Source organism: Micromonospora profundi (assembly GCF_011927785.1).
GTDB classification, from domain to species: Bacteria; Actinomycetota; Actinomycetes; order Mycobacteriales; family Micromonosporaceae; genus Micromonospora; species Micromonospora profundi.
Genome location: NZ_JAATJK010000001.1, coordinates 2,749,472 through 2,774,034, shown reverse-complemented (window position 1 = coordinate 2,774,034; position 24,563 = coordinate 2,749,472). Strand labels below are relative to the sequence as shown.

At 70.0% G+C, this 24,563-nt stretch carries 19 protein-coding genes and 1 pseudogene; 10 read left to right on the top strand and 10 right to left on the bottom strand.

Annotation, left to right across the window (positions count from 1 at the left end):
- Positions 1 to 40 precede the first annotated feature (40 nt).
- The gene (locus F4558_RS12270) at positions 41 to 322 is read right to left on the bottom strand and encodes a hypothetical protein (RefSeq protein ID WP_157552273.1); all 282 of its coding nucleotides are present in this window, start codon (positions 320 to 322) and stop codon (positions 41 to 43) included.
- A gap of 127 nt (positions 323 to 449) precedes the next feature.
- Here F4558_RS12270 and F4558_RS12265 point away from each other — a divergent pair, with 127 nt between their 5' ends.
- From F4558_RS12265 to nrfD, 8 genes and pseudogenes are all read left to right on the top strand, one after another.
- Complete coding sequence (locus F4558_RS12265; protein WP_157552271.1) at positions 450 to 677, top strand: hypothetical protein; 228 nt, start codon at positions 450 to 452, stop codon at positions 675 to 677.
- A 127-nt stretch (positions 678 to 804) separates the two neighbouring features.
- Positions 805 to 2,019: a YcaO-like family protein gene (locus tag F4558_RS12260; RefSeq protein WP_053652832.1), complete on the top strand. Its 1,215-nt coding sequence runs from the start codon at positions 805 to 807 to the stop codon at positions 2,017 to 2,019.
- Positions 2,020 to 2,049: 30 nt separating this feature from the next.
- Positions 2,050 to 2,256, top strand: coding sequence for a hypothetical protein (locus F4558_RS12255; protein ID WP_053652831.1), 207 nt, complete (start codon positions 2,050 to 2,052; stop codon positions 2,254 to 2,256).
- An 8-nt stretch (positions 2,257 to 2,264) separates the two neighbouring features.
- Positions 2,265 to 3,506 (top strand): MFS transporter, encoded by a 1,242-nt coding sequence (locus tag F4558_RS12250; RefSeq protein ID WP_053652830.1) that lies wholly within the window; start codon positions 2,265 to 2,267, stop codon positions 3,504 to 3,506.
- A gap of 176 nt (positions 3,507 to 3,682) precedes the next feature.
- Positions 3,683 to 4,015: a hypothetical protein gene (locus tag F4558_RS12245; RefSeq protein WP_053652829.1), complete on the top strand. Its 333-nt coding sequence runs from the start codon at positions 3,683 to 3,685 to the stop codon at positions 4,013 to 4,015.
- Positions 4,016 to 4,109: 94 nt separating this feature from the next.
- Positions 4,110 to 7,358, top strand: a pseudogene (gene fdh / locus F4558_RS12240) (formate dehydrogenase); the annotation flags it as partial.
- Positions 7,359 to 7,388: 30 nt separating this feature from the next.
- Entirely contained in the window at positions 7,389 to 8,432 is a 1,044-nt protein-coding gene (locus tag F4558_RS12235) for a 4Fe-4S dicluster domain-containing protein (protein ID WP_167944079.1), read from the top strand.
- Positions 8,429 to 9,487 (top strand): NrfD/PsrC family molybdoenzyme membrane anchor subunit, encoded by a 1,059-nt coding sequence (nrfD, locus tag F4558_RS12230; RefSeq protein WP_167944077.1) that lies wholly within the window; start codon positions 8,429 to 8,431, stop codon positions 9,485 to 9,487. The genes F4558_RS12235 and nrfD overlap by 4 nt, the downstream gene beginning before the upstream one ends.
- A gap of 55 nt (positions 9,488 to 9,542) precedes the next feature.
- Here the strand turns inward: nrfD and F4558_RS12225 are convergent, their stop codons facing one another.
- From F4558_RS12225 to F4558_RS12190, 8 genes are all read right to left on the bottom strand, one after another.
- Positions 9,543 to 11,099, bottom strand: a complete 1,557-nt coding sequence (locus tag F4558_RS12225) for an OFA family MFS transporter (protein WP_167947412.1) — start codon at positions 11,097 to 11,099, stop codon at positions 9,543 to 9,545.
- Positions 11,100 to 11,591: 492 nt separating this feature from the next.
- Complete coding sequence (locus F4558_RS12220; RefSeq protein ID WP_053653701.1) at positions 11,592 to 13,169, bottom strand: MDR family MFS transporter; 1,578 nt, start codon at positions 13,167 to 13,169, stop codon at positions 11,592 to 11,594.
- Positions 13,170 to 13,256: 87 nt separating this feature from the next.
- The gene (locus F4558_RS12215) at positions 13,257 to 13,877 is read right to left on the bottom strand and encodes an acyl-CoA-like ligand-binding transcription factor (protein ID WP_167944075.1); all 621 of its coding nucleotides are present in this window, start codon (positions 13,875 to 13,877) and stop codon (positions 13,257 to 13,259) included.
- Between the two features lie 40 nt (positions 13,878 to 13,917).
- Positions 13,918 to 14,760: an alpha/beta fold hydrolase gene (locus F4558_RS12210; protein WP_312877323.1), complete on the bottom strand. Its 843-nt coding sequence runs from the start codon at positions 14,758 to 14,760 to the stop codon at positions 13,918 to 13,920.
- A complete protein-coding gene (locus F4558_RS12205; RefSeq protein ID WP_167944073.1) occupies positions 14,757 to 15,629 on the bottom strand; it encodes an SDR family oxidoreductase in 873 nt (290 codons plus the stop codon). The genes F4558_RS12210 and F4558_RS12205 overlap by 4 nt, the downstream gene beginning before the upstream one ends.
- Positions 15,619 to 17,112 carry a flavin-containing monooxygenase gene (locus tag F4558_RS12200; protein ID WP_167944071.1) on the bottom strand — a complete coding sequence of 498 codons (1,494 nt, stop codon included), beginning with the start codon at positions 17,110 to 17,112 and terminating at the stop codon, positions 15,619 to 15,621. The genes F4558_RS12205 and F4558_RS12200 overlap by 11 nt, the downstream gene beginning before the upstream one ends.
- A complete protein-coding gene (locus F4558_RS12195; RefSeq protein WP_167944069.1) occupies positions 17,112 to 17,411 on the bottom strand; it encodes a DUF4873 domain-containing protein in 300 nt (99 codons plus the stop codon). Before F4558_RS12195 ends, F4558_RS12200 begins: the two co-directional genes overlap by 1 nt.
- Positions 17,408 to 18,136, bottom strand: a complete 729-nt coding sequence (locus tag F4558_RS12190; RefSeq protein WP_053653713.1) for a TetR family transcriptional regulator — start codon at positions 18,134 to 18,136, stop codon at positions 17,408 to 17,410. The genes F4558_RS12195 and F4558_RS12190 overlap by 4 nt, the downstream gene beginning before the upstream one ends.
- A gap of 48 nt (positions 18,137 to 18,184) precedes the next feature.
- Between F4558_RS12190 and F4558_RS12185 the strand changes: the two genes are divergently transcribed.
- On the top strand, positions 18,185 to 19,075 hold the full coding sequence (locus F4558_RS12185; protein WP_167944067.1) for an AurF N-oxygenase family protein: 891 nt from the start codon (positions 18,185 to 18,187) through the stop codon (positions 19,073 to 19,075).
- 148 nt (positions 19,076 to 19,223) lie between these two features.
- On the opposite strand, the gene F4558_RS12180 is transcribed toward F4558_RS12185, so the two are convergent.
- Positions 19,224 to 19,790, bottom strand: a complete 567-nt coding sequence (locus F4558_RS12180; protein WP_312877322.1) for a winged helix-turn-helix domain-containing protein — start codon at positions 19,788 to 19,790, stop codon at positions 19,224 to 19,226.
- Positions 19,791 to 20,078: 288 nt separating this feature from the next.
- On the opposite strand from F4558_RS12180, the gene F4558_RS12175 reads away from it, so the two are divergent.
- Complete coding sequence (locus F4558_RS12175; protein ID WP_167944065.1) at positions 20,079 to 24,488, top strand: S8 family serine peptidase; 4,410 nt, start codon at positions 20,079 to 20,081, stop codon at positions 24,486 to 24,488.
- Positions 24,489 to 24,563: the final 75 nt, after the last annotated feature.

Sequence of the window (24,563 nt, the reverse complement as noted above, 5' to 3'; positions counted from 1 at the left end):
CGGTGGTGGGTCGGCGAGCCGTCACCCGGTGCCCTGACGGCTACTTGGCCCTGCCCCACGGGAAATAGAAGTCGTCACTGTCGGCGAGCCACCAGTAGTACTCGGGAGCCTCGTGGTTCCTGAGCGCGACACGCGTCACCGCGGCCGACGCCGTCCGGATCCGCTCGACCGCCGACCCGGAGTCGACAAGGCGCTCCCTCAGCGTCGTGAGGAAATCGCCGGACATCACGAAGTCGTCGATGACGAAGATACTGCCGTCCTTGTAGAGTCCAGGACGGCCTTGGGAATCGTGACGATCCATTTCGTCGTCGTGAAATAACACGCGCGTTGACCGGCGTGCTGCCCAACGGCCTCGACTTTCCGGAGCGGCCGCACTCTCCGTCCTGCCGGCTCTGCTCGGCGCGGGCGCCACGGGCCAGCGGAGCAGGCCTCCCGAAACGGTGATTCCGATGAGGTGGGACGCCGAGTGGTACCGGGAGAACAAGGCGACGGCATGGGCGGTGGCGCTGCTGACGGTCGGCTGGATCCCGGTGGTCCCGCAGGGGGTCATGCCGCCCGCACGGCGGTGGGGCTGGGCATGGTCGCTGTGGGCGTTGCGATGCTGCTCACGGGCCTGGTGTTGTGGGACCGCCGACCCCAGCCAGGTGGTCGGCGGTGACGGCGGATGTGGTGGCTGAGGCTGGCTCCGTGCCCCTGCTGACAGCGTGGTCATTTGGCTCTGCCCCACGGGCTCGCTACCACCGTTGACATCAGGGCAACTCGCTGACACAGTTCGGGCCGGTGAATAGTCCCGGGGAGGCCGCGGTGCCGTTCCGATCCGTGCCCGCGGAGTACGCCCTCGCGACAGCCTCGACTGAGATCAAGCGGCTCGGCCTCACGGCGCGGGCGGTGGCCCTCGGCCCGGCCGCATCACCGACCATGCGCGTCACGCTGTTCCGGGACGGAGCACTGGTCGCCGTGGGTGTGGGAAAGGGAGCGGGTCCCCAGGGCGCGGCGAGCGCGTACTTCGAGGCCCTGGAGCGCCATCTCATGTCTGCCCGCGACAACCGTCGATGGAACGCGGACGCCACGAGGCTGCTGCCGGCGAACGTCGTGGCCGGACAGTCTGCCCTGGATGCCGACCTGGTCGTACAGCGGTGGGCGGCGGAGTTTCCGGACTCTGTCGCGGCGTGTGCCCCCTACGGCGAGGTCCGTTATCCCACATTTCTCGCCGATCCGCGCTACTACCGGTGGCCGGTGGCGGGGGACGACGTCCGGCCGTACCGCAGTCTGCTGCGGTACTCGTCCAGCCTGGGCACCGCGGCCGGCGTCGATTTGGAAGAGGCCGTCTATCACGGCCTCTGCGAGCTGATCGAACACGACGGGCTCGGGCAGGCACTGCTGCGTTGGTATGTCGCCGGCGTCGCGGACGTCGACCTCGTGCCGGTCGGGGATCTGCCGGACGGGTTGCGTTCACTGCATGCAGAGGCCGTACGGGCGGCCGGCGCACCCGTACACCTGCTCGACGTCACCACCGACCTGGATGTGCCGGTTTACCTGGCGGCCAGCCCGACGGCCGCCGGCGAGCCGACCCGGCTCGGGGCCGGCGCTTCGCTCTGGGCCACCGACGCCGCGGCGCGCGCCCTCAGCGAGCTGATCCAGGTCTCTGCGCTCTCCTCACCCGCCGCCGGCTCGCCTGCGGTCCAGCGTCTGGCGGCCTGGCCGGCACTGCAACGATGTGCCCTGATGCCACTCGACAAGTTGCTCTCCGGGCCGGTGCGGGCGGTGCCGCTACGCGCGGACGTAGCCGGCGACGGCAGCCCGGGGTGGGGGCTGGAGCACATCCGGCGGGCTCTGGTCCGTCACGGCATCGGCTACCACGTGTGCGAGGTCGCCCCGGTCGACTCACCGATCGCGGTAGCCACCACGATCGCCCCCGGGCTGGAGCGCTTCAGCCTGGTGCGGCATGGGATGCCCGTCGTCCCGACCGGGCGGGGGTGGCACCTGTGGCCGTCGCCGGACCTGGCGACCATCAGCTGACCACATCCGGTCCGAACGAGATGAGGAAATATGTCTACTGAGGAGAAGTTCTTCCACCCCGGCGCCGAGAACGGTGAACTGATGGCTCGATCCGGCAGCCCCGGTGGCGGCACTCTCTGCTTCCACCCGGGTGACGAGGAGGGTGCGTCGATGACTCGCCTCGCCGACGATCTGGCGGCGGACCTGCACCTCGCACTGACCAGCATCGACGATCGGCAACTCGCACTGCTGGCCTGAAGCAGGCGGTGGCGCAGCGCATCGAGACAGCCGGCGTCAACGGACGCCGGCTGTTCCACCGCGACTTCTCCTACTGGTACCTCGCCCGATCGATCTCGGTCGCCGGGACCGCTGCCAGTGCCGTCGCCCTGCCACTGCTGGTCTACCGCACGAGCGCCTCCCCGATGCTGACCGCGGCGGTGGTCGGCCTCGAAGCCCTGCCGTACCTGCTGTTCGGGTTGTTCGCCGGCGCTGCCGCCGACCGCCTGCGGCGTAAGCGCATGATGATCATCGCGGACGTGTGCTGCGCACTGCTGCTCGCCACCGTGCCGGTCGCCGCGTTGTTCGATGTGCTTGCCCCCTGGTACCTGCTCGTCGTGGCATTCGGCGTGGGTTGCGGTTTCTGCTGGTTCGACGCCGCGGCGTGGGGCGCCTTCGTGCGAATCGTCGGCAAGCCGGGGGTCACCCGGGCGAACAGTCTCATCTGGTCCACCGAGATCGTGCTGGAAATCGCCGCGCCCGCCACCGCCGGGCTACTTGCCGCTATCACCGATCCCACCCTGGTGCTGGCCTTCGACGCCGCCACCTACCTGGTGTCCGCCGCGCTGCTCGCCCAGATCCGCACTGGGTTGGATCCGGGGCCGACGGTGGCCCGCCGGGTGCGGGCCGAGATCGCCGAAGGACTGCGCCACCTCTGGCGGACGCGGGTCCTGCGGACGCTGACCGCTGCCGGTTTCGGGCTCAACGTCGCCGCCGGCGGCGTGCTGGGTCTGCTCATCGTCCACGCCGACGAGGTGCTCGATCTGAGCCCGGAGGACCAGCGCCTGGGTCTGCTCTACGCGGCCGTCGCGGTCGGCTCACTGGTGGCCGCCGTCATCCTGCCCAGGGCCAGCCGGTGGGCCGGCCAGGGAACGCTGTCCATCACGGGGCTCGTCATCTTCGTCGCGGCCCTCATCGGCTTGGCCGGCACATCGGTGTTCGCCCTGGCGGCGGCGTGGTGGGCCATCTGGGCCGTGGCGCGTCTGACCGTGAACGCGAACGGAATCACTGTGCGCCAACTGCTCACACCCGATGCGTTGCAGGGCCGCGTCAACACCACCGGGCGCATGCTGGCCTGGGGCGGCACTCCGTTCGGCGCCCTGACCGGAGGGCTGGCCGCAGACACCTACGGAGTCCGGGTCGCATACCTGGTGCTGGCTGTGCCCGTCGTGCTCAGCCTCGCTCTGGTCATCGCCTCACCGGTGCGTGGCCTGCGCATCGCGGTCGACTAGCGCCTCGTCGTGCCGGCGCGAGGTTCTCAACTTCCTCACAGTTGCGTGGTCGCGGAGCGTTCGTTCGCACGAGCCCGTCGGTCCGCACGGCCGGCAGCCGACGGTGGCGATCCAGCGCGAAGACAGCGATCTTTGGCAGCCCCTGTCACTGGCCACCAGACGCTACGGTCTGCCGCATGGAATCCGTGGACCTCGTCCTGGCCGCCGTCGCTGCCGGGGCAAACCTCGCCGTCGCCGCCGTGCTGCTCGCCAGGAGCCGTGGCGGCACGGCGGTGCCCCGGATCTTCGGCCGCCCGCAGCCCTCACCGCGCCTGCGGGCCGCGATGCACACCTGCCTGGGGCTGGGGATGGGCGTCGGTTGGCTCCTCGAGGACGTCTTTCCGCCCCGCTCCCTGGGTGACACGGTGCTGTTCTACGTGGTGACGATCCTGCTGGCGACCGCTGTCGTCACCGGTCTGCTTGCGGCCTTCCGGTATCCGCGCTCCGTCCGTGACAAGGCCGCCAGCTAGGAGGTATGACTCTCGTGATCCCGCTGCGACCCGGCCGGCACTCGACTAGCGTCAGGTTGTTCGCATATGCGGGATTGGCCGGGAAGGTGCTGCGATGGGGGTGCGCCGCTGGATCGAGCGCTGGCCGCTCTATCGCCAGCTCACCGGCACCGACCCGCTCGGTCGGGGTGCCGCGGCCAAATCCGCCCGTTCACTGTCGCTTACCGCCCGCACGGAGACCGCCGACTCGATGGCCCGGTCCGTGTGCCCGTACTGCGCTGTGGGTTGTGGTCAGCGGGTGTTCGTCAAGGACGGGCGGGTCAGTCAGATCGAGGGTGATCCGGACAGCCCGATCTCGCGAGGTCGGCTCTGCCCGAAAGGCTCGGCGAGCAAGAGTCTCGTGACGAGCCCGCTGCGGCCGACGAAGGTCCGCTACCGGCGGCCGTACGGCACCGAGTGGGAGGACCTCGACCTCGACACGGCGCTGAACATGATCGCCGATCGGATCTTGGCAGCCCGGGACGAGACCTGGGAGGACGTCGACGACGAGGGCCGGCCACTCAACCGGACGCTCGGGATCTCCAGCCTGGGCGGGGCGACGCTGGACAACGAGGAGAACTACCTCATCAAGAAGTTGTTCACCGCGATGGGGGCGCTCCAGATCGAGAACCAGGCGCGTATTTGACACTCCGCCACCGTCCCCGGTCTGGGGGCCAGCTTCGGTCGTGGCGGCGCCACCCAGTTCCAGCAGGACCTGTCGAACTCCGACATGATCGTCATTCAGGGTTCGAACATGGCCGAGGCGCATCCTGTGGGTTTCCAGTGGGTGATGGAGGCCAAGCGTCGTGGTGCGAAGGTGTTCCACGTCGATCCGCGGTTCACGCGGACCAGTGCGGTGGCGGACAGCTACCTGCCGATCCGGGCGGGTACGGACATCGCGTTGCTGGGTGGGGTGGTGCGCTACATCCTGGAGAACGAGCTGGACTTCCGGGAGTACGTCGTCGCCTACACCAACGCCGCGACGATCGTGACCGAGGAGTACCGCGACACCGAGGACCTGCACGGCCTCTTCTCCGGCTTCAACGAGGAGACCGCCAGCTACGACCAGACCAGCTGGCAGTACGAGGGGAACGAGGACAACGGCTCCACCCATGACACCGAGAGGCAGCGGGAGACCGCGGCGGGGTTGGAACACGAGTCGCACGGCGCCCAGGTGGGCGGGCAGACCCAGCGCGACGAGACGTTGCAGCATCCGCGCTGCGTGTACCAGATCCTGAAACGGCACTACGCGCGCTACACGCCGGAGATGGTGGAGCGGGTCTGCGGCATCCCGCAGGAGAGATTCCTCGAACTCGCCCAGGCGTGGACGGCGAACTCGGGCCGGGAGCGGACGAGCATGCTCGTCTACTCGGTCGGGTGGACGCAGCACAGCGTCGGTGTGCAGTACATCCGGACCGGCGCGATCATCCAGCTGTTGCTGGGCAACATGGGTCGCCCGGGTGGTGGGGTGATGGCGCTGCGCGGTCACGCCAGCATCCAGGGCTCCACCGACATTCCGACGTTGTTCAACCTGCTGCCGGGCTACCTTCCGATGCCGCACCACGCCGATCACCCGACCTTCGACGAGTGGGTGAACAGCATCCGCCACCCGGGGCAGAAGGGCTTCTGGGACAACGCCCGCGCCTACGGGGTGAACCTGCTCAAGGCGTACTGGGGGGACGCGGCCACCGCCGAGAACGACTACTGCTACGGCTACCTGCCGCGGATGACCGGCGATCACGGCACGTACCAGCAGGTGTTGAACATGATCGACGGGAAGATCAAGGGCTATTTCCTGCTGGGTCAGAACCCGGCGGTCGGCTCGGCGCACGGGCGGGCGCAGCGGCTCGGCATGGCGAATCTGGACTGGCTTGTGGTCCGGGATCTGTTCATGATCGAGAGTGCGGCGTTCTGGCAGAACGGTCCCGAGGTGGCCACCGGCGAGATCGTCCCGGAGGAGTGCCGTACCGAGGTGTTCTTCCTGCCCGCCGCCTCGCACGTGGAGAAGGAGGGCACGTTCACCCAGACGCAGCGCCTGTTGCAGTGGCGCGAGAAGGCCGTCGAGCCGCCAGGCGACGCCCGCTCCGAGCTGTGGTTCTTCTACCACCTCGGCCGCATCATCCGGGAACGCCTGGCACAGTCGACCCGTCCCCGCGACCGGGCGCTGCTCGACCTCAACTGGAACTACCCCACGCACGGCCCGAACGCCGAGCCGAGCGCCGAAGCCGTGCTGTACGAGATCAACGGGTACGAGGTGGCGAGCGGCCGACCGTTGTCGAGCTTCACCGAGATGACCGACGACGGCAGCACCGCCGGCGGCTGCTGGATCTACACGGGCGTGTACGCCGACGGCGTCAACCAGGCCGCCCGCCGCAAACCCGGTGCCGAGCAGTCCTTGGTCGCCCCGGAGTGGGGTTGGGCGTGGCCGGCGAACCGGCGGATCCTCTACAACCGTGCCTCCGCCGACCCCGACGGCAGACCGTGGAGCGAACGCAAGAAGTACGTCTGGTGGGACCCGGACAAGGGCGAATGGACCGGCTACGACGTGCCGGACTTCGAGAAGACCAAACCGCCGTCATACCGGCCGCCGCCGAACACCTCGGGCGTGGCGGGCATCGCCGGCGACGACCCGTTCGTCCTTCAGGGCGACGGCAAGGGCTGGCTGTACGCGCCCAGCGGCGTCCTCGACGGGCCGCTGCCGACGCACTACGAGCCTGTCGAGTCGCCGGTGCGCAACCCGCTGTACCGGCAGCAGGCCAACCCGACCCGCAAGGTCTACACACACCCGATCAACACGCTCAACCCGAGCCCGCCCGAGGAGCACAGCGACGTCTTCCCGTACGTCTTCACTGTCAGCCGGCTCACCGAACACCACACCGCCGGCGGGATGAGTCGTACGGTGCCGCACCTCGCCGAGTTGCAGCCGGAGATGTTCGTCGAGGTGTCGCCCGAGTTGGCGGCCCTGCGCGGGCTGAGCCACCTGGGTTGGGCACACCTGGTCACCACCCGCGCGGCCATCGAGGCGAAGGTCCTGGTGACCGACCGCGTCACCCCGCTGCGCGTGGACGGGCGGATCATCCACCAGGTGTGGCTGCCGTACCACTTCGGGTTCGAGGGTCTGGTCACCGGCGACTCGGCAAACGACCTGTTCGGCATCACCCTCGACCCCAACGTCCTCATCCAGGAGAGCAAGGTCGGCACCTGCGACGTACGGCCCGGACGACGCCCCGACGGGCAGGCCCTGTTGGACCTCGTCTTCGACTACCGGCGGCGGTCAGGGGACCTGAGCCACCGCTACCCGCCGTTGGTCACGACCGACGTCGCCGACAGCAGCAGCGACCAGGAGGCCTGACCGATGCCCCACGCCAACGCCCTGTACGGGCCGCTCGACCCGGCGCCCGACGCCGGCTACGAGGACGCGCCGCCGCGGATGGGGTTCTTCACCGACACGAGCGTGTGCATCGGGTGCAAGGCGTGCGAGGTGGCGTGCAAGGAGTGGAACCTCGTCCCGGAGAGCGGCCTGGACCTGCTGGGCATGTCGTACGACAACACCGGGGCGCTGACCGCGAACTCGTGGCGACACGTCGCGTTCATCGAGCAGCCCCGCTCGGCAGGCTGGGCGACCCCGGCGTTCGAAGGCGACCCGGACGGGCCGACTGTCAGCCCGGTCACGGCGGCGGTCGGCGCGCGTACCACTGTCGACACCGGCACGAACCCGGGCCTGCCGCCCGGATCGCCCGGCGCGGCGGCGCGGATGGCGGGCGGTCCGGAGTTTCTGGGGATGCCGGGTGCGCAGCCGCCGGGTCGGGGCACGGGCGCGGAGGGGCGTACGGATTTCCGCTGGTTGATGATGTCGGATGTGTGTAAGCACTGCACGCATGCGGCTTGTTTGGATGTCTGTCCTACGGGTTCGTTGTTTCGGACCGAGTTCGGGACGGTGGTGGTGCAGGAGGACATCTGTAATGGGTGTGGGTACTGCATTTCGGCGTGTCCGTATGGGGTGATCGATCAGCGTAGGGGTGATGGTCGGGCGTGGAAGTGCACGCTGTGTTATGACCGGTTGGGTGCGGGGATGACGCCGGCGTGTGCGCAGGCGTGTCCGACGGAGTCGATCCAGTACGGGCCGTTGGATGAGTTGCGGGAGCGGGCTGCTGTGCGGGTGGCGACGTTGCATGAGCGGGGGGTGTCCGAGGCGCGGTTGTACGGGCATGACCCGAACGATGGTGTGGGTGGTGATGGGGCGTTCTTTTTGTTGTTGGATGAGCCGGAGGTGTATGGGTTGCCGCCGGATCCGGTGGTGACGACGCGGGATCTGCCGGCGATGTGGAAACGCGCAGGCCTCGCCGCACTGACGATGGCCGCCGTCACGGCCGTCGCATTCCTCGGCAGGCGACCATGACCGGCGCGACGCCACCGAACGAGCCCGTCGGCTCCCGGTTCCGCGAGTTCCAGACCCGACTAGACAGGCGCGAGGGCGGGGGCGGACGTGGGCGCGGCGACGGCGGCGAGCAGCTCACGGTGCCGCCGGCCGACTTCAGCTCCTACTACGGCCGACCGGTACTCAAACCGCCGGTGTGGAAGTACGACATCGCCGGCTACCTGTTCACCGGCGGCCTCGCCGCCGGAGGCGCGCTCATCGGAGCTGGCGCACAACTGACCGGGCGCCCCGAGCTGCGCGCTGTCGGCCGGTGGACGGCCCTCGGGGGCGTCGTCGCCAGCACGTACCTGCTGATTCACGACCTTGGCCGGCCGGGCCGGTTCCACCACATGCTCCGGGTCGCCAAGCTGACCTCGCCCATGTCGGTGGGCACCTGGATCCTCGCCGGGTTCGGGCCACTGGCCGGCGTGGCAGCGGTCGCCGAACTCGCGCACCGGCTCCCACCGCACGGCGTGCTCGGTCTTGCCCGCAGGCTGGCACCTCCTGTCGGCAACGCCGCCGGCCTGGCCGCCGCAGTCACCGCGCCGGCACTGGCCACGTACACCGGGGTGCTGCTCGCCGACACCGCAGTGCCGTCCTGGCATGAGGCGTACCCGTCGCTGCCGTTCGTCTTCGCCGGCAGCGCGCTCGCTGCCGCGTCGGGGGTCGGCCTGATAGCGGCGCCGGCCACCCAGACCGCGCCGCTGCGGCGACTCGCACTCGCCGCCGCCGCCGTCGAGTTCGCCGGCGGCCACCGGCTGGAGCGGATGGGGCTGGTCGGCGAGCCCTACACGCGCGGGCGCAGTGGCCGCCTGGTCAAGGCCGGTCGGGTGCTGCTCGCCGTCGGTACCGCAGCGGCGCTGGTCAGCCGCCGCAGCCGATTCCTGGCCGCGGTCTCCGGCGCGGTCCTGGTGGCCTCGTCGGCCGCCACCCGGTTCGGTGTCTTCGAGGCCGGCAAGGTGTCGGCGCGAGATCCGAAGTACACGGTCGTGCCCCAGCGCGAACGCCTCGACGAGACGTCGACGACCCGGCTCTGAGCAGTGGGAAGGCACCCCCTCGGGGTGCCTTCCCTGTTGTCCGGGTATGACCGCGTCAGCCGGTGAACAGCTTCGCGGCGGTGATGGCGGTCTGGACGATGCCGTACCCGAGGAGAAACGCCACGAGCAGCCACGACAACCAGAGCCGCCCGGTCTGGGCACCCACGTGCTCGGGCACCGGAGGGTTGCTCTGCGGGCCGAGGGCGACCGGTTCGGTGACGCTTGCCTTCGCCACGGGCGACGCCGACCCCCGGTCCGGCTCGTGGAACCGCTCGGGCACCGGACGGACCAGCAGGTTGGCGATGAAGCCGATGGCGAGGATGCCGACCATTGTGAACAGCGCCGGCCGGTACGCCGACGCCGTGAGCGTGCCGGGCTTGCCCTGCGTGTCGAGGATGCCGTTGACGATAAGCGGACCGGCGACGCCCGCAGCTGACCAGGCGGTCAGCAGCCGGCCGTGGATGGCGCCGACCTGGAAGGTGCCGAAGAGGTCGCGCAGGTACGCGGGCATGGTGGCGAACCCGCCGCCGTAGAAGGAGATGATCGCGGCGGCGATCAGCACGAAGACGGCGGTCGCGGAGTGCCCCGCCACGGCGAGCAGCGTGTACAGCACCATGCCGAGGCCGAGGTAGACCATGTAGATGGGCTTGCGGCCGATGAGGTCGGACGTCGTCGACCAGACGAACCGCCCGGCCATGTTGAACAGCGACAGCACACCCACGAAGCCAGCTGCCGCCGACACCGAGACGGCAGTGGTCCCGTTGTCCCGGAAGAAGTCCTGGATCATCGGGCTGGCCTGTTCCAGGATGCCGATGCCCGCCGTGACGTTGCAGAACAGCACGATCCACAGCAGCCAGAACGCCCGCGTACGCACGGCGCTCGTCGCGGACACGCTCGCCCTCGTCACCAGCGGCCGGCTGGCGACGCTCGCGGGGTCGAACCCGGCGGGCCGCCAGTCCGGCGCGGGAACCCGGACGTTGAACGGGCCGAACATCATGATCACGAAGTAGCCGATGCCGAACGTGACGAAGAGCGCCACGAGGGCGCTTCCCGACGCCACGGCACCCGGGTTGTCCGGGTTGTAGCCGGAGTCGTAGAGGGAGAGCAGTTGCCGCGCGAGCGGGCCGGCGACAAGGGCGCCGCCGCCGAACCCCATGATGGCCAGCCCGGTGGCGAGACCTGGCCGGTCCGGGAACCACTTGATCAGGGTCGAGACGGGCGAGATGTATCCGATGCCGAGTCCGATACCGCCGATGACGCCGTACCCGAGGTAGAGGAGCCAGAGTTGCTGGGTCGCGATGCCGAGCGCGCCTACCAGGAACCCGGTGGCCCAGAAGCAGGCGGAGGCGAACATGGCCCGGCGCGGTCCGTTGCGCTCCACCCAGCGGCCACCCACGGCGGCGGACGACCCCAGCATGACGATGGCGATGCTGAAGATCGCCCCGATCGCCGTCTGGCTGGTGTCGAAGTGCGCGATGAGGGAGTTCTTGTAGACGCTTGTGGCGTAGACCTGCCCGATGCAGACATGTACGGCCAGCGCCGCCGTCGGGATGAGCCAGCGGCTGTATCCCGGGGGAGCGACGGTGTGCCGAGGGTTGAATACCGACAGCATGGACATCGTCCGCGCCTCCTGCGGCTGAGTAGGCCGGCGGCGGTGCAGGGCTGTCCGTCCCGGTGCTCGACCGAGCGCCGCCCGATTGGCGGCCCCGTGCACGCCTGCGTCAGCCGTTGGCCGGCTGCATTCTCACGTTACGTGGCGGTCGGTTCGTGGCTTGTCGTTACCGCGAAACGCGAGACGTCGGCCCGCCAGCGGAGGGGACCGGTATCAGCTCGTGTCCTTTGCTCTGCTTCAACCGGCGCAACAGTCACCGGCCCAAAGTGTTGCGTGGGTTGAAGCAGAGCAAAGGCGGCAGAGAAGGGGCCCGCGCGCCGCCTGCCCCGCCCGCACGCCGCCTGCCCGCCCCGTCCGCACGCTGCCCGCCGGCACCCTCGCACGCCGCCCGCCCGCACCTCGCAAGCCCGCCCGCACCCCTGCTCGCCCGTCCGGGCGGACGCAGAACGGGGGCGGGCCGTTCGGCCCGCCCCCTCACTGTGGTGGTACGGCTCAGTGAACCGCGGCCTTCGCGGCCGCCTCCTCCTGGGCGCGTCGTTCGTCGCCGCTGAGGGTGTGCAGCGGCTTTTCCTTGATGAACAGCACGACGATCAACGCGACCAGCGCGATCGGCGCACCGACCAGGAAGAGGTCGGCGGTCGCGATGCCGTACACGTCCTGGATGATGAGTCGCACCGGCTCGGGCAGGGTGGACAGGTCGGGCACCTCGGCGGTGCCGCCGCCCGTCGCCGCCGGGCCGAGTCGCTCGGTCGTCAGCGAGGTCACCCGGCTCGCCAGGACCGCGCCGAGCGCGCTGACGCCGATGGCGCCGCCCATGCTGCGGAAGAACGTCAGCACGGAGGTCGCGGCGCCGAGCTCGTGGGCGGGGACGTCGTTCTGCGCGGCGAGCACGAGGTTCTGCATGAGCATGCCGACGCCGACGCCCAGCACGGCCATGTAGATCGACAGGACGCCGACGCTGGTCTGGGCGTCGATGGTGCCCAAAAGCGCCATCCCGACGGTCATCACCGCGGCGCCGGCCACCAGATAGGCCTTCCACCGGCCGTACTTCGTGATGAGCTGGCCGGCCACCGTCGACGACACGAGCAGACCGAAGATCATCGGGAGGCTCATCAGGCCCGCGACGGTCGGCGACTTGCCCAGCGAGATCTGGAAGTACTGCGACAGGAAGACCGTGCCGCCGAACATCGCGACACCGACCAGCACGCTGGCGATCGTGGTCAGCGAGACCGTGCGACTGCGGAAGATCGTCAGCGGGATGATCGGTTCCGCCGCCCGCGACTCGACGAACACCGCCAATCCCAGCAGGGCCAGGCCGCCGATGACCATCAGCGCCGTCCAGCCGGATGCCCAGTCGAACTTGTTGCCGGCCAGGGACGACCAGATCAGCAGCGTGGAGACACCCGAGGTGATGAGCAGAGCACCCAGCCAGTCGATCGTGACCTTGCGGCGGACGACCGGGAGGTGCAGGGTCCGCTGTAGCAGGGCGATGGAGATGATGCTGAACGGGACGCCGATGAGGAAGCACCAGCGCCAGCCCAGCCATGACGTGTCGACGAGAACCCCACCGATCAGCGGACCGGCGATGGTGCCGACGCCGAAGACCGCGCCGAAGATGCCGGCGTAGCGGCCCAGCTCACGCGGCGGGATCATGGCCGCCATGACGATCATGGCCAGCGCCGTCATGCCGCCGGCGCCGATGCCCTGGACGACACGGCTGACAAGCAGCACCTCGACGTTCGGTGTGAAGCCCGCGATGAGGGAACCCACCACGAACAATCCGAGCGAGAGTTGGATCAGCAGCTTCTTGCTGTACAGGTCGGCCATCTTGCCCCAGAGCGGCACCGTCGCCGTCATGGCGAGCAGTTCGCTGGTGACGATCCAGGTGTAGACGGTCTGACTGCCGTTCAGATCGGCGATGATCCGCGGCAGGGCGTTTGCCACCACCGTGGAGGCGAGGATGGACACGAACATGCCGACCATCAGCCCGGATAGGGCCTGGAGAACCTCCCGACGCGACATGCGCGTGCCGACGGCGGCGGTGTCGGTGGGCGGGATGGTGCTGGTCATTGACGCTCCCTTGTCGGGTGTGCACAGGGTGCTGTGGGCCTCGGGCGGGATGCGACGAGGCTGAACGTGGTCAGGAGAGGGCTGGGGTCAGCCTCGGGGTGGCGGATCGGGCAGGCCGGCGGAGATGCCGGCGAACGCCTCGTCCACCAGCTCGGCGAGCGGCGGTGTCCCGTCGTCGGCGGCCCAGCGCATCGTCGCGCAATGGAAGGCGGCACCGGCCACGGCGGTGACCAGCGGCGGGTACGGGTGCTCGGGACCAACACCGAGGCGGGCGGCGATGACCGAGACCATGGCCCGCTCGGTGGCGACGTTGCCCGCGATCAGCCGGGGCAGCAGGGTTGGGTTCTCGGTGATGACAGTCAGCCGCAGCCGCCACAGCTCCCGGTCGGCCTGTATGGGGCCGATCGCCTCGTCGAGGGCGAGGCGGACGGCCCGTAGCGCCGGCACCTGCGCGGGAACGGTGGCCAGCCGCGCCACGACCCGGCTGCCGTCGAGCGCCGGATCGTCGGTGATCGCCTCGTCCTTGCAGGCGAAGTAGTTGAAGAACGTCCGCGAGGAGACGTCGGCGGCCTCGCTGATCTCCTCCACCGTCACGTGCTCCAGGCCACGTTCGGCGACCAGCCGTAGCGCCGCGGCGGTCAGCGCGGCCCGCGTCTGCGCCTTCTTGCGGTCCCGTCGCCCGGTGGTCACGCGGTCGGTGTCGGTCACCCGGCGAGGCTAGAAGCAAACCTGCAGAGCCTGCAAGTTTTTATTTTGTGAAGTGATTTTCGTGACCCTGGTCGCCAGCCGGCAACCGACGTCGTACGGCGCCGGTGGTCTCCAGGATCAACTCGGCCACCAGGTCCGGGTCATCGCTCATCGGTACGTGTCCGCAGCCGGGCAGCGTCACCACCCGGGCAGCCGGCAGCCCGGCCCGGGCGCGTTCGGCCTGGTGGACGCCGAAGATGCGGTCGCACTCGCCCCAGCCGATTGTCACCGGCGCCGCCGCGTCGGCGAGCCGTACACCATCGAACCGGTAGTCGCGGGCGGCCCGGGCCACGGCGGTGAAGCCGAGGCCGCGCCGCAGGGCGAGCGCGTCGCCCAACGCGCGGTCGGCGTCCAGCAGCGTCGGGCGGGCCACAAGCGACCCGAAGCACATCGCCCGCAGGTACGACGAGCGCAGCGCGACCCGCATGAGTGGAGTGGGCAGGTACGAGTTGACCCGCAGGAGCCGGAGGATGGTCAGTGCCCGGCGGCACTCGGCAGGCGTGAAGAAACCGGCGGGGGAGAAGGCAGTTGCGGAGGCGACGACCCCGCTGGCGGCAAGCTCCAGGCTGATCGCCCCACCGAGGCTGTAACCGGCCACGTGCGGACGATCGAGCCCCCACTCGGTCAGGACGGGCAGCATCGCGGCGACGGTGGCGGCCATGTCGGCGGGCATCCCGGTGCCGGGCATCGGGGAGTTACCGAAGCCGGGCAGGTCCAGCGCGATCACCTCGTGGTGGGCGGCGAGCCTGTCGAACACCGGCTCCCACGCCTGGTGGCGGTGGCCGATGCCGTGGATGAGCACGAGCGGCTCACCGCTGCCCCCACGACGGACGTGAACGCTCACGACCGGCCTCCCACCGACGTCCTGCCGAAGGAGCGTCCGAGCTGGCGGACCTCGTCCTCCATCTGGCCGACCATCGTCCGGCCCCCGAAACGGGAGATCAAGGCGTCCGAGAAGCTGCTCAGCACCACCGGTCGCAGCGCCTGCACCAGGGCGAGCGACCGTGGCACGTACACCTTGCGTTTGCGGCGCTCGATGCCGCGCAGCAGGGCGTCGGCGCACTGCTCGACCGGGACGACGGTGGACAGCGGCCACGGCAGCCGGCTCAGTGTGGCGCGGAACGACGCCAGGTCGTCGCGGATGTCGCGGACCAGGTCGGTGTCGATCCAGATCGGATGTGCCGTGCCGACGGTGACGCCTCGTGCCCGGGTCTCCAGGCGCAGCACGTTTGCGAACTGCTCCACGCCCGCCTTGGACGCGCAGTAGGCGGCCATGCCGGGCATGGCCGCGAAGGCGGCGGCCGACGAGATGATCAGGACGTGACCACGGGCGGCGGTGACGTGTGGCAGGGCCGCGCTGACAGTGCGGATCGCGCCGCAGAGGTTCACCTCGACGGTACGCACCAACGCGTCGACAGGCCCGACCGCCACGGTGCCCAGGTTCGCGATCCCCGCGTTGGCGACGACCACGTCGATGCCGCCGAAACGGTCCACCGTGGAGGCGACCGCCTCGTCCAGCGCCGCCTGGTCGGTGACGTCGCACTCGTACCAGTGGGCGTCGAGGTCGGCGCTGAGCTGCCGGAGCCGCTCGCCCTCCAGGCCCACGAGGGCGACCTGCGCGCCCCGGGCGACGGCGTCGCGGGCCAGCTGCGCCCCGATGCCGCGTGCCGCGCCGGTGATGAGCAGAGTCCTGCCCGCCAGGTCATACCGCATCGGCGTGCTCCCGTTCCGGTTCGTTGGGTGTGGTGTCGGCCGGAATGATCCGGTGGTCGGCGGGGCGGAACCGGCGCAGCCGCAGCCGGAAGCCGGTGGCGAAGCCCGGCCAGATGGTGGTGTTGCGGCCGGTGGCGTCGAGATACCAGCTCGAACAGCCGGTCTGCCACACGGTCCCGGTCATCTTCCGGTCGACCCGCTGCGTCCAGCGTCGTTGCGCCTGCGGGGTCGGCTCGATGGACTGGACGCCTCTGGCCCGCATGTGCCGCAGTGCGGCGAGCATCAGGCGCAGCTGCGCCTCGATCATCAGCACCACCGAGGTGTGCCCGAGCCCGGTGTTGGGGCCGAGCAGGAAGAACAGGTTGGGGAAGCCGGCGACTGTGGTGCCCCGGTACGCGTGCATGCTGGGGGTCCAGGCATCGCCAAGGTTGCGCCCGTCCCGCCCGTGGATGAGCCGTACGACGGGGGAGTCGGTGACGTGGAAGCCGGTGCCGAGGATGATCGTGTCCGCCCTGTGGTGCACACCGTCGGCGGTGACCAGGCCGTCGGGCAGGATCCGGGTGATGCCCGCCGTGACCACGTCGACGTTCGGGCGGGTGAGCGACGGCCAGTAGTCGTTGGAGATCAGCACCCGTTTGCAGCCCATCGCGTACCGGGGGGTGAGCTTGTCCCGCAGGGTCGGGTCGCTGACCTGACGTCGCAGCGTCCGCAGGGACAGCCGCGAGGCGAGGCGGTTGACCGTCGGGTGCAGGAAACCAAGGCCCATGACCTCGCGTACCAGATAGAGCCAGGCTCGCGCGGCCCGCTGCGCGCCGGGCACGGTGCGGAACGCGGCCTGCTCGACCCGGCTGATGCGGCGCGAGCGCCTGGGCATGATCCAGGCGGGGGACCGCTGGAACAGCGTCAGCCTCTCGACGGCCGGCTGGATCTGCGGCACGAACTGGACCGCCGACGCGCCGGTGCCGATGACCGCGACGCGGCGACCGCTCAGGTCGTGGTCGTGCCGCCAGCGCGCGGAGTGGAAGACCGTGCCGGCGAAGTCGTCAATGCCCGGCAGGTCGGGGACGGCGGGTTCGCTGAGCGGGCCGGCCGCGCAGATGAGGACGCGGGCGCTGTGGTCGCCCCCGGAGGTCCGCAGCAGCCAGCGCTGGCGCTGCTCGTCCCAGCGCGCGTCGAGGACCTCGTGACGCAGACGTACCTTCGGGCGTATCCCGAAGCGGTCGACGCAGTCGCGCAGGTAGTCCCAGATCTCCGGCTGGCTGGAGAACGTGTTCGACCAGCGTGGGTTGGGGGCGAAGGAGAAGGAGTAGAGGTGCGACGGCACGTCGCAGGCGCAGCCGGGGTAGGTGTTGTCCCGCCAGGTGCCGCCGACGTCGTCACCGCGGTCGAAGACGAGATAGTCGGTGAAGCCGGCCCGTTGCAGGGCGATGGCAGCCCCCAGGCCGCCGAAGCCGGCGCCGACGATCGCGATGTCTGTCTCCATCACTCCTCCGCGGTCTCGCACTCGGTGCCCGGCTCGCCCGGAGGCGGCCAGGGCGGCTCGCCCACGCCGGTGACCCGTACGCCGCCCCAGGGGTCGATCTCGGCCAGTCGGGCGGGTCGTGCCCGGTCGGCGATGCGCAGCGCGACGTCGCGCCGGCCGGAGCGCAGGAGCCTCGCCACCGTCGGGTCGGGCTCGATCCGTCCACCCCAGTGGTAGCGGCCGTCGACCGGCTCCCACCGTCCACTGAGGTGCGCCCGGACCGGAGTGCCCGCGACGGTCGCCGGCCCGTGGTAGCTCACTGCTCGATCCGTTCGTGGGCGCGGGTCAGTTCGTGTGGCAGGTCGGCGCTGGCCCGGACTCCCTCGATCCCGCTCCACAGCAGGGTGGTCAGGTAGTCGGTGAGCGCTGCCCGCCTGATCGGCTGGCCGTGCGTGGTCCACCAGTCGCCGACCGCCTGCACGAACCCCACCAGGCCGTACGCCCAGGGTTCGGCCGGGCCGGCGTCGAGGCCCAGCGCGCGCAGGCGGTCGCCGATCACCCGGGCCAGGCCGGCCGCGACCTGCCGGCTGGTGCCGGCGACGACCTGGTGGATGCCGGGCTGGCCGGACTGGCGCATCAGGAACCGGTAGAGGGTGGGCTGTGACTCGATCACCCCGAGGTACGCGTCGATCGTCGCCCGGACGAGGTCGCGTTCCTCTCGGACCTCGTCGATCGCGGGCGCGATGGCGTCGACGACCCGGCCCGCCACCACCTCGCTCACCGCGACCCAGAGCTGCGACTTGTCGGCGAAGTAGCGGTAGAGGACCGGCTTGCTGACGCCGGCCATGGCGGCCACCTGGTCCATGTCGACGTCCGGCCCGTGTCGCAACAGGGCCTGCACGGCCGCGCCGATCAGTGCCTGCCGGCGCTGCTCACGGTGGTCGGCCCAGCGGTCCCGACGGCCGTTGGTCTTCGCCTTCGGGACACCCTCGGAGGCCACCGTCGGCGGGTCGGATCCATTGACATCCTTGCGCGGCGCTTGCATGCTACCACTCGTAACAGTTACCGGTCGTCACGTCAATATGGAGGCGCCATGGAGACGACGGAACCCGAGAGCACGGCGGTCGCCGATCGACTGCTCACGTCGTCGCTGCGGACCAGCTACGACCCCGTCGTCGAGATCGACTGGGACGCACCGCACACTCCGGGCGCCTACTGGCTCCCGCCGCATCGCAGCAGCCTCTACGGCACTCCACTCTGGTCGGGACTGACCGAGGAGCAGCGCGTCGAGCTCACCAAACACGAGGTGGCAAGCGCCGCCAGCGCCGGGCTGTGGTTCGAGACGATCCTCATGCAGATGCTGATCCGGCAGTACTACGACGACGACCCGACCAGCCGACACGCCCAGTACGCGCTGACCGAGGTCGCCGACGAGTGCCGGCACTCGATCATGTTCGGTCGACTGATCGAGGCGATGGGCTGCCCCGTCTACCGGGCGAGCGCCGTCGACCACTGGCTCGGCCGGTTCCTCAAGACCACCGCCAGCGGCCCTCGGATGTACGCCGCGATCCTCATCGCCGAGGAGATCCTCGACGCGTTCCAGCGCGAGATCATGGCCGACGAGTCACTCCAACCGCTGATCCGGATGGTCTCGCGCATCCACGTCGTGGAGGAGGCGCGGCACGTCCGCTTCGCCCGCGACGAGTTGGCCCGCCAGGTCGCCGCCGCCGGTCCGGTCGGCAAGGCGTACGCCCGGCTGTTGATCGGTCGCGCCGCCTACACGATCGCCAACCGCCTGGTCCACCCGAGCGCCTACGCGGCGGTGGGCATCGCGCCGCAGGTGGGCCGGGCGGCCGCCCGTGCAAACCCGCACTGGCAGGCCACCCTGCGCTGGTCGGCAGCCCGGGTGCACGACCACCTCGCGGACGCCGGTCTGGTGGCCGGGCCGGGTCGGCTGCTGTGGGTACGCGCCGGGCTGATCTGACGGCGCCGTCGCCAGCCGTCGCAGCGCTGTCGTCGCGCGCTGGCGTCGGTCGTGGTGCGCCTTCGTCGGTGCGGGGCACTGTCGTCGGCGTTGCGCGCTGTCGTCGGGCGTGGTGCCGCGCTGACGAACTGCCTACATCAGGCAGACGTCAGGCGCGCCCGATCCGGGGCTCCTGCCTGTCGCTGAGCAGCAGGCCGACGCCACGTACCGCCTCGATGGTGGCAGCCGTGCCGAGGTCGAGCAGCTTGCGCCGCAGGCGTTTCACGAGCGACTGCACGTCGGCCCTGCGCTCGCGTCCCTCGTCGTGCCAGACGGTCCGGTGCAGTTCGGCGTAGCTCCACACCCGGACCGGCTCGGTGGTCAGGCAGGTCAGCAGGTCGTGCTCAAGGCGGGTCAGGTCGACCTCGCGCCCGCCGTACCGTGCGGTGGACCGGGTCGAGTCGATGACCAGGACGGCGTCGGCCGGCACGGCGGGCGGCGGCGCGGTCGGTGACGGCGCGGTCGGTGACGGCGCGGGTGACGCGGCCGCCGGTGACGGCGCGATCAGCCGGCGCAGCTCGTCCAGGTCGGCCACCAGCAGCAACGGTGCGATGCCGTCGAGGCGCTCCGCGAGGCGGATGCGCTCGGTCGGCGACGGGGTCACCGCGATCAGCAGCGGAAAGGGTTCGTCGGCCGTCGCGGCCCCGCCCGTCGCAGCTTCGTCGTCCTCGGCCACCACACCCGCCCGGGATCGATGGAAATCTTTGCCCAACTTCAGTCATGGCCCTGACAGTGATTGGCAAGCGCGCCGCCGGCAGGGCAACCGTTAGCGACAAGTTGCTCACGGCAAGTTCTTGATCGTCCTTTCCTCTCGATCATAGTGTCCACTCGGGCAACCGGCGTGACCCGCGCGGTGCATGGAGGGGCATGAAGGGTTGGTCTGCTCGACTCCGTCGAGGCGGACCCTCCGCACCCTCACCATGGCCCATCACACCCCTGGGTCGTTCTGAGGGAGGCAGCACCGATGTTCAGACGTCCACGATGGAGGCGCACCGCCAGATCACTGGTGAGCGCCGGCGCGGCGATGATCCTCGCCGCGACGGGTCTGGTCAGTATCGGCACGGGCGCGCAGGCCGCGCCCGGGATGGGAGTGGGCACCGCTCCGGGAGACAAGATCCGGCCGGACCTCGCCAAGCAGCTCCAGGCCAAGAGCGCTGGGGACTTCTGGATCCGGTTCAAGGACCGGGCGGACCTCAGCAAGGCCAGCTCCATCAAGGACTGGACGAAGCGCGGCGCGGCCGTCGCCGAGGCGCTGCGCACCACCGCCGCAGCGAGCCAGGGCAAGATCCGTGCCGAACTCGACAGCTCGGGCACCAAGTACCAGACCTTCTGGGCGACAAACGCCATCAAGGTGAACAGCGGTTCGCTCGACATGGCGCAGAAGTTCGCCGCCCACACGGAGGTCGAGGGGCTCTACGCCCCGGTCGAGTACAAGGTCCCGGAGACCATCAAGGGCGCCGACGAGAAGACCGTCAACGCGCTCGAGTGGGGCATCGCCAACATCAACGCCGACGACGTCTGGTCCCAGTACGGCGTCACCGGTGAGGGCATCACCATCGCCAACATCGACACCGGCGTGCAGTTCGACCACCCCGCGCTTGTGAACTCCTACCGCGGCAACAACGGCGACGGCACGTTCGACCACAACTACAACTGGTTCGACGCCGCCGGAGAATGTTCGACCGCCCCCTGTGACAACGATGGCCACGGCACGCACACCATGGGCACCATGGCCGGTTCCGCTGGCGCGAACCAGATCGGCGTCGCGCCCGGGGTCAAGTGGATCGCCGCGAACGGTTGCTGCCCCAGCGATGCCGCCTTGATCGAATCCGGTCAGTGGATGCTCGAGCCGACTGACCTCGGCGGCCAGAACCCGGACGCCAGCAAGCGGCCGAACATCATCAACAACTCCTGGGGCACCCGGCTGCCGTCGAACGAGCCCTTCATGGAGGACGTGACGCTGGCCTGGACGGCGTCGGGCATCTTCGGTGTCTGGTCCAACGGCAACAGCGGGCCGGCCTGCCAGACCAGCGGTTCGCCGGGCAGCCTCGCCAGCAACTACTCCACAGGCGCGTACGACGTCAACAACAACGTCGCGGGCTTCTCGGCACGTGGCGCCGGGCAGAACGGTGAGATCAAGCCCAACATCTCCGCGCCGGGCGTGAACATCCGGTCGAGCATCCCGGGCAGCACGTACGGCAGCATCAGCGGCACCTCGATGGCAGCCCCGCACCTCGCGGGCGCCATCGCGTTGCTGTACTCGGCCGCGCCGTCGCTCGTCGGTGACGTCAACGCGACCCGTACCCTGCTCAACGGCGCCGCCATCGACAAGGCCGACAGCCAGTGCGGTGGCACCGCGGCGGACAACAACGTCTACGGCGAGGGCCGGCTGGACGCCCTCGCGCTGCTCGACGCCGCACCGACCGGCGACGTCGGCACCCTCGCCGGCACTGTCACCGACGCGGCCACCGGCGCCCCGATCGCCGGCGCGACCCTCACGCTCACCGGCCCGGCCGCACGCGAGGTGACCACCGGGGCGGACGGGACGTACTCGACGCAGCTGCCGACCGGTGACTACCAGGTCGTCGTGTCCGCCTTCGGCTACGGCACCACCACGAAGTCGGCGACTGTCACCAACCGCGCCACCACGACGCTCGACGTCGCGCTGACGGCGGTGGCGAGCGTCAACATCACCGGCGCGGTCACCGACGGCTCCGGTCACGGCTGGCCGCTCTACGCCAAGGTGACGGTCACCGGCGTGTCGGGTGTCTACGACTACACCGCGCCGTCAACCGGCCGCTACACCATCAAGCTGCCGGCCGGGCAGACGTACACCCTGAGGTACGAGTCGCAGTACCCCGGCTACCCGGCAGTGACCAAGGAGGTCGTGGTCGGCACCCGGAACGTGACCGCCAACGTCGCGATGCCGGTGGACACCACAAGGTGCACGACGGCGCCCGGCTACGCGTTCGGCGCGGACGGCGAGTACGAGACCTTCGACGGCACGACCACGCCGGCCGGCTGGACCGTTGTGGACAACGCGGGGACCGGCCAGGTGTGGAAGTTCACCGACGACGGCGGCCGGGGCAACCTGACCGGCGGCGCCGGCAACTTCGCGATGATCGACAGTGACGACTACGGCGCCGGCAACAGCCAGGACACCTCGCTGGTCAGCCCGGTGGTCGACCTGACCGGCGTCACCGCCCCGGTCATCCGGTTCAACCAGGACTTCAACCAACTGGACGAGGACACCGCCGACGTCGACCTCAGCATCGACGGCGGCACCACCTGGACGAACGTGCTGCGGCAGGAGACCGACGTACGAGGGCCACGGGTCACCGAGGTCCCGATCCCGCAGGCCGCCGGCCAGGCGCAGGTCCAGGTGCGGTTCCGCTACTACGACGCCTCGTACGAGTGGTGGTGGGAGGTCGACAACGTCCTGATCGGCAGCCAGGTCACCTGTGTGCCTGTCGACGGTGGCCTGGTCGTGGGCAACGTCCGCGACAAGAACGACAACAGCTACCTCAACGGCGCCACCGTCACCAGCAGCGACCGGCCCAGCGAGAAGGCCGTCACAGTGGCGACCCCGGACGACCCGGGGCTTGCCGACGGCTTCTACTGGCTCTACTCGTCGCTGACCGGTACGCACAAGTTCACCGCGACGGCCGGCAACTACGTCAGCCAGAGCAAGCAGGTCGACGTGGAGCCCGACTGGGCGACCACAGCGAACTTCGTCCTCGCGGCGGGTCAACTGTCGGTGACGCCCACCGAGCTGAGCGCGACGCTCCAGATGCCCGGGGGCAAGACCAGCAAGAAGTTCACTGTGACGAACACCGGCGGCGCGCCCGTCGAGGTCGGCTTCAGTGAGCGGGACAACGGCTTCGAGCTGCTGCGGGCGGACGGCTCCCGGGTGACCCGGCAGCAGGTGCTCGGTGCTCCCGGTGCGCCGGAGCAGCGGCTCACCGTAGCGACGTCGTTCGCCGCGAAGGCGTCCGGCAAGGCGCCGACGGCGGTGCCCGCCGCGGTCGGTCCGCAGGCGGCGCCGTGGACGGACATCGCCGACTACCCGGCCAACATCATGGACAACCGGGTGGTGACCCTCGACGGCAAGGTGTACTCGATCGGCGGTGGCGACGGCAGCGCCTCCACCACGAAGAACTACGCCTACGACCCGACCGCGCAGACCTGGACGGCGATCGCCGACCTCCCCGGCGCGCGCAACGCCCTGACGGTGGGCGTCGTGGACGGGAAGATCATCGCCTCGGGTGGTTGGGGTGACAACGGCCCGGACGCGGCCACCTGGTCCTACGACCCGGCGGCCAACACCTGGACGGCTCGGGCCGCCAACCCGGCGCCGCGGGCCGCGGCCGGGCAGGCCGTCGTCGACGGCAAGCTGTACGCCATCGGTGGCTGCACCACAGCTAACTGCCTGCCGATGTCGAACACCGTCGTCCGGTACGACCCGGCCAGCAACGCCTGGGAGACGCTCGCCAACTACCCGAAGTCGGTGGCGTTCGCCTCCTGCGGCGGGATCGACGGTGTCGTCTACTGCACCGGCGGCAACGACGGTTCGGTGGCGCAGAAGTCCAGTTACGCCTTCGACCCGGGTGCCAACACCTGGACCGCCATCGCCGACGCGCCGGCCGACAACTGGGCCAGCTCGTACGCGGTGGCAAGCGGCAAGCTCCTCGTGGTCGGCGGCTCGCAGGGTGGGGCCATCACCAACGCGGGCTTCGCCTTCGACCCGGCCACCAGCTCGTGGTCGAACCTGCCGAACGCCAACACCGCCCGGTACCGGGGCGCCGCGGCGTGTGGCTTCTACAAGGTCGGCGGCTCGTCGGGCAGCTTCAACGCGGCTGCCGACAGCGAGGTGCTGCCGGGCTTCGAGGGCTGCGCCGAGGCCGCGGCCGACGTCAGTTGGATGACTATCGACAAGTCGTCGGTCACCCTCGCACCGGGTGCGAAGGTCACTGTCACCGTCGGGATGACGGCGAACGTGGACCAGCCGGGCACCTACTCCGGCGCGGTGGCGATCAAGGAGAACACGCCGTACTCGGTGGCGCCCGTCGAGGTGACGATGACCGCGACGCCCCCGAAGACCTGGGGCAAGCTGATGGGTACGGTGACCGGCACGAGCTGCCAGGGCGCGACCTCGCCGATCTCCGGCGCGGTGGTCCAGGTCGACTCGTGGGCGATGTCGTTCACGTTCGCGACGGACGCGGCCGGCAAGTACGCCTACTGGATGGACCGGCGCAACAACCCGCTCACGATGATCGTCGCCAAGGACGGCTGGAAGCCCCAGACCCGGCAGGCGAGGATCGACACCACCACTCCGACGGTGGAGGACTTCGGGTTGTCTCCCATCCGGTGCTGACGCCTGATCGGTAGTGCACAAGATCCGGCCCGCCTGGTCACCGACCAGGCGGGCCGGACCCGTTCCGAAGGCCGG

Excerpts from the sequence above, each read along its gene's own strand:
- F4558_RS12265 (WP_157552271.1), top strand. The coding sequence starts at position 450 with ATGAGGTGGGACGCCGAGTGGTACCGGGAGAACAAGGCGACGGCATGG.
- F4558_RS12255 (WP_053652831.1), top strand. The coding sequence starts at position 2,050 with ATGTCTACTGAGGAGAAGTTCTTCCACCCCGGCGCCGAGAACGGTGAA.
- F4558_RS12245 (WP_053652829.1), top strand. The coding sequence starts at position 3,683 with ATGGAATCCGTGGACCTCGTCCTGGCCGCCGTCGCTGCCGGGGCAAAC.
- F4558_RS12235 (WP_167944079.1), top strand. The coding sequence starts at position 7,389 with ATGCCCCACGCCAACGCCCTGTACGGGCCGCTCGACCCGGCGCCCGAC.
- nrfD (WP_167944077.1), top strand. The coding sequence starts at position 8,429 with ATGACCGGCGCGACGCCACCGAACGAGCCCGTCGGCTCCCGGTTCCGC.
- F4558_RS12225 (WP_167947412.1), bottom strand. The coding sequence starts at position 11,099 with ATGCTGTCGGTATTCAACCCTCGGCACACCGTCGCTCCCCCGGGATAC.
- F4558_RS12220 (WP_053653701.1), bottom strand. The coding sequence starts at position 13,169 with ATGACCAGCACCATCCCGCCCACCGACACCGCCGCCGTCGGCACGCGC.
- F4558_RS12205 (WP_167944073.1), bottom strand. The coding sequence starts at position 15,629 with ATGCGGTATGACCTGGCGGGCAGGACTCTGCTCATCACCGGCGCGGCA.
- F4558_RS12200 (WP_167944071.1), bottom strand. The coding sequence starts at position 17,112 with ATGGAGACAGACATCGCGATCGTCGGCGCCGGCTTCGGCGGCCTGGGG.
- F4558_RS12190 (WP_053653713.1), bottom strand. The coding sequence starts at position 18,136 with ATGCAAGCGCCGCGCAAGGATGTCAATGGATCCGACCCGCCGACGGTG.
- F4558_RS12185 (WP_167944067.1), top strand. The coding sequence starts at position 18,185 with ATGGAGACGACGGAACCCGAGAGCACGGCGGTCGCCGATCGACTGCTC.
- F4558_RS12175 (WP_167944065.1), top strand. The coding sequence starts at position 20,079 with ATGTTCAGACGTCCACGATGGAGGCGCACCGCCAGATCACTGGTGAGC.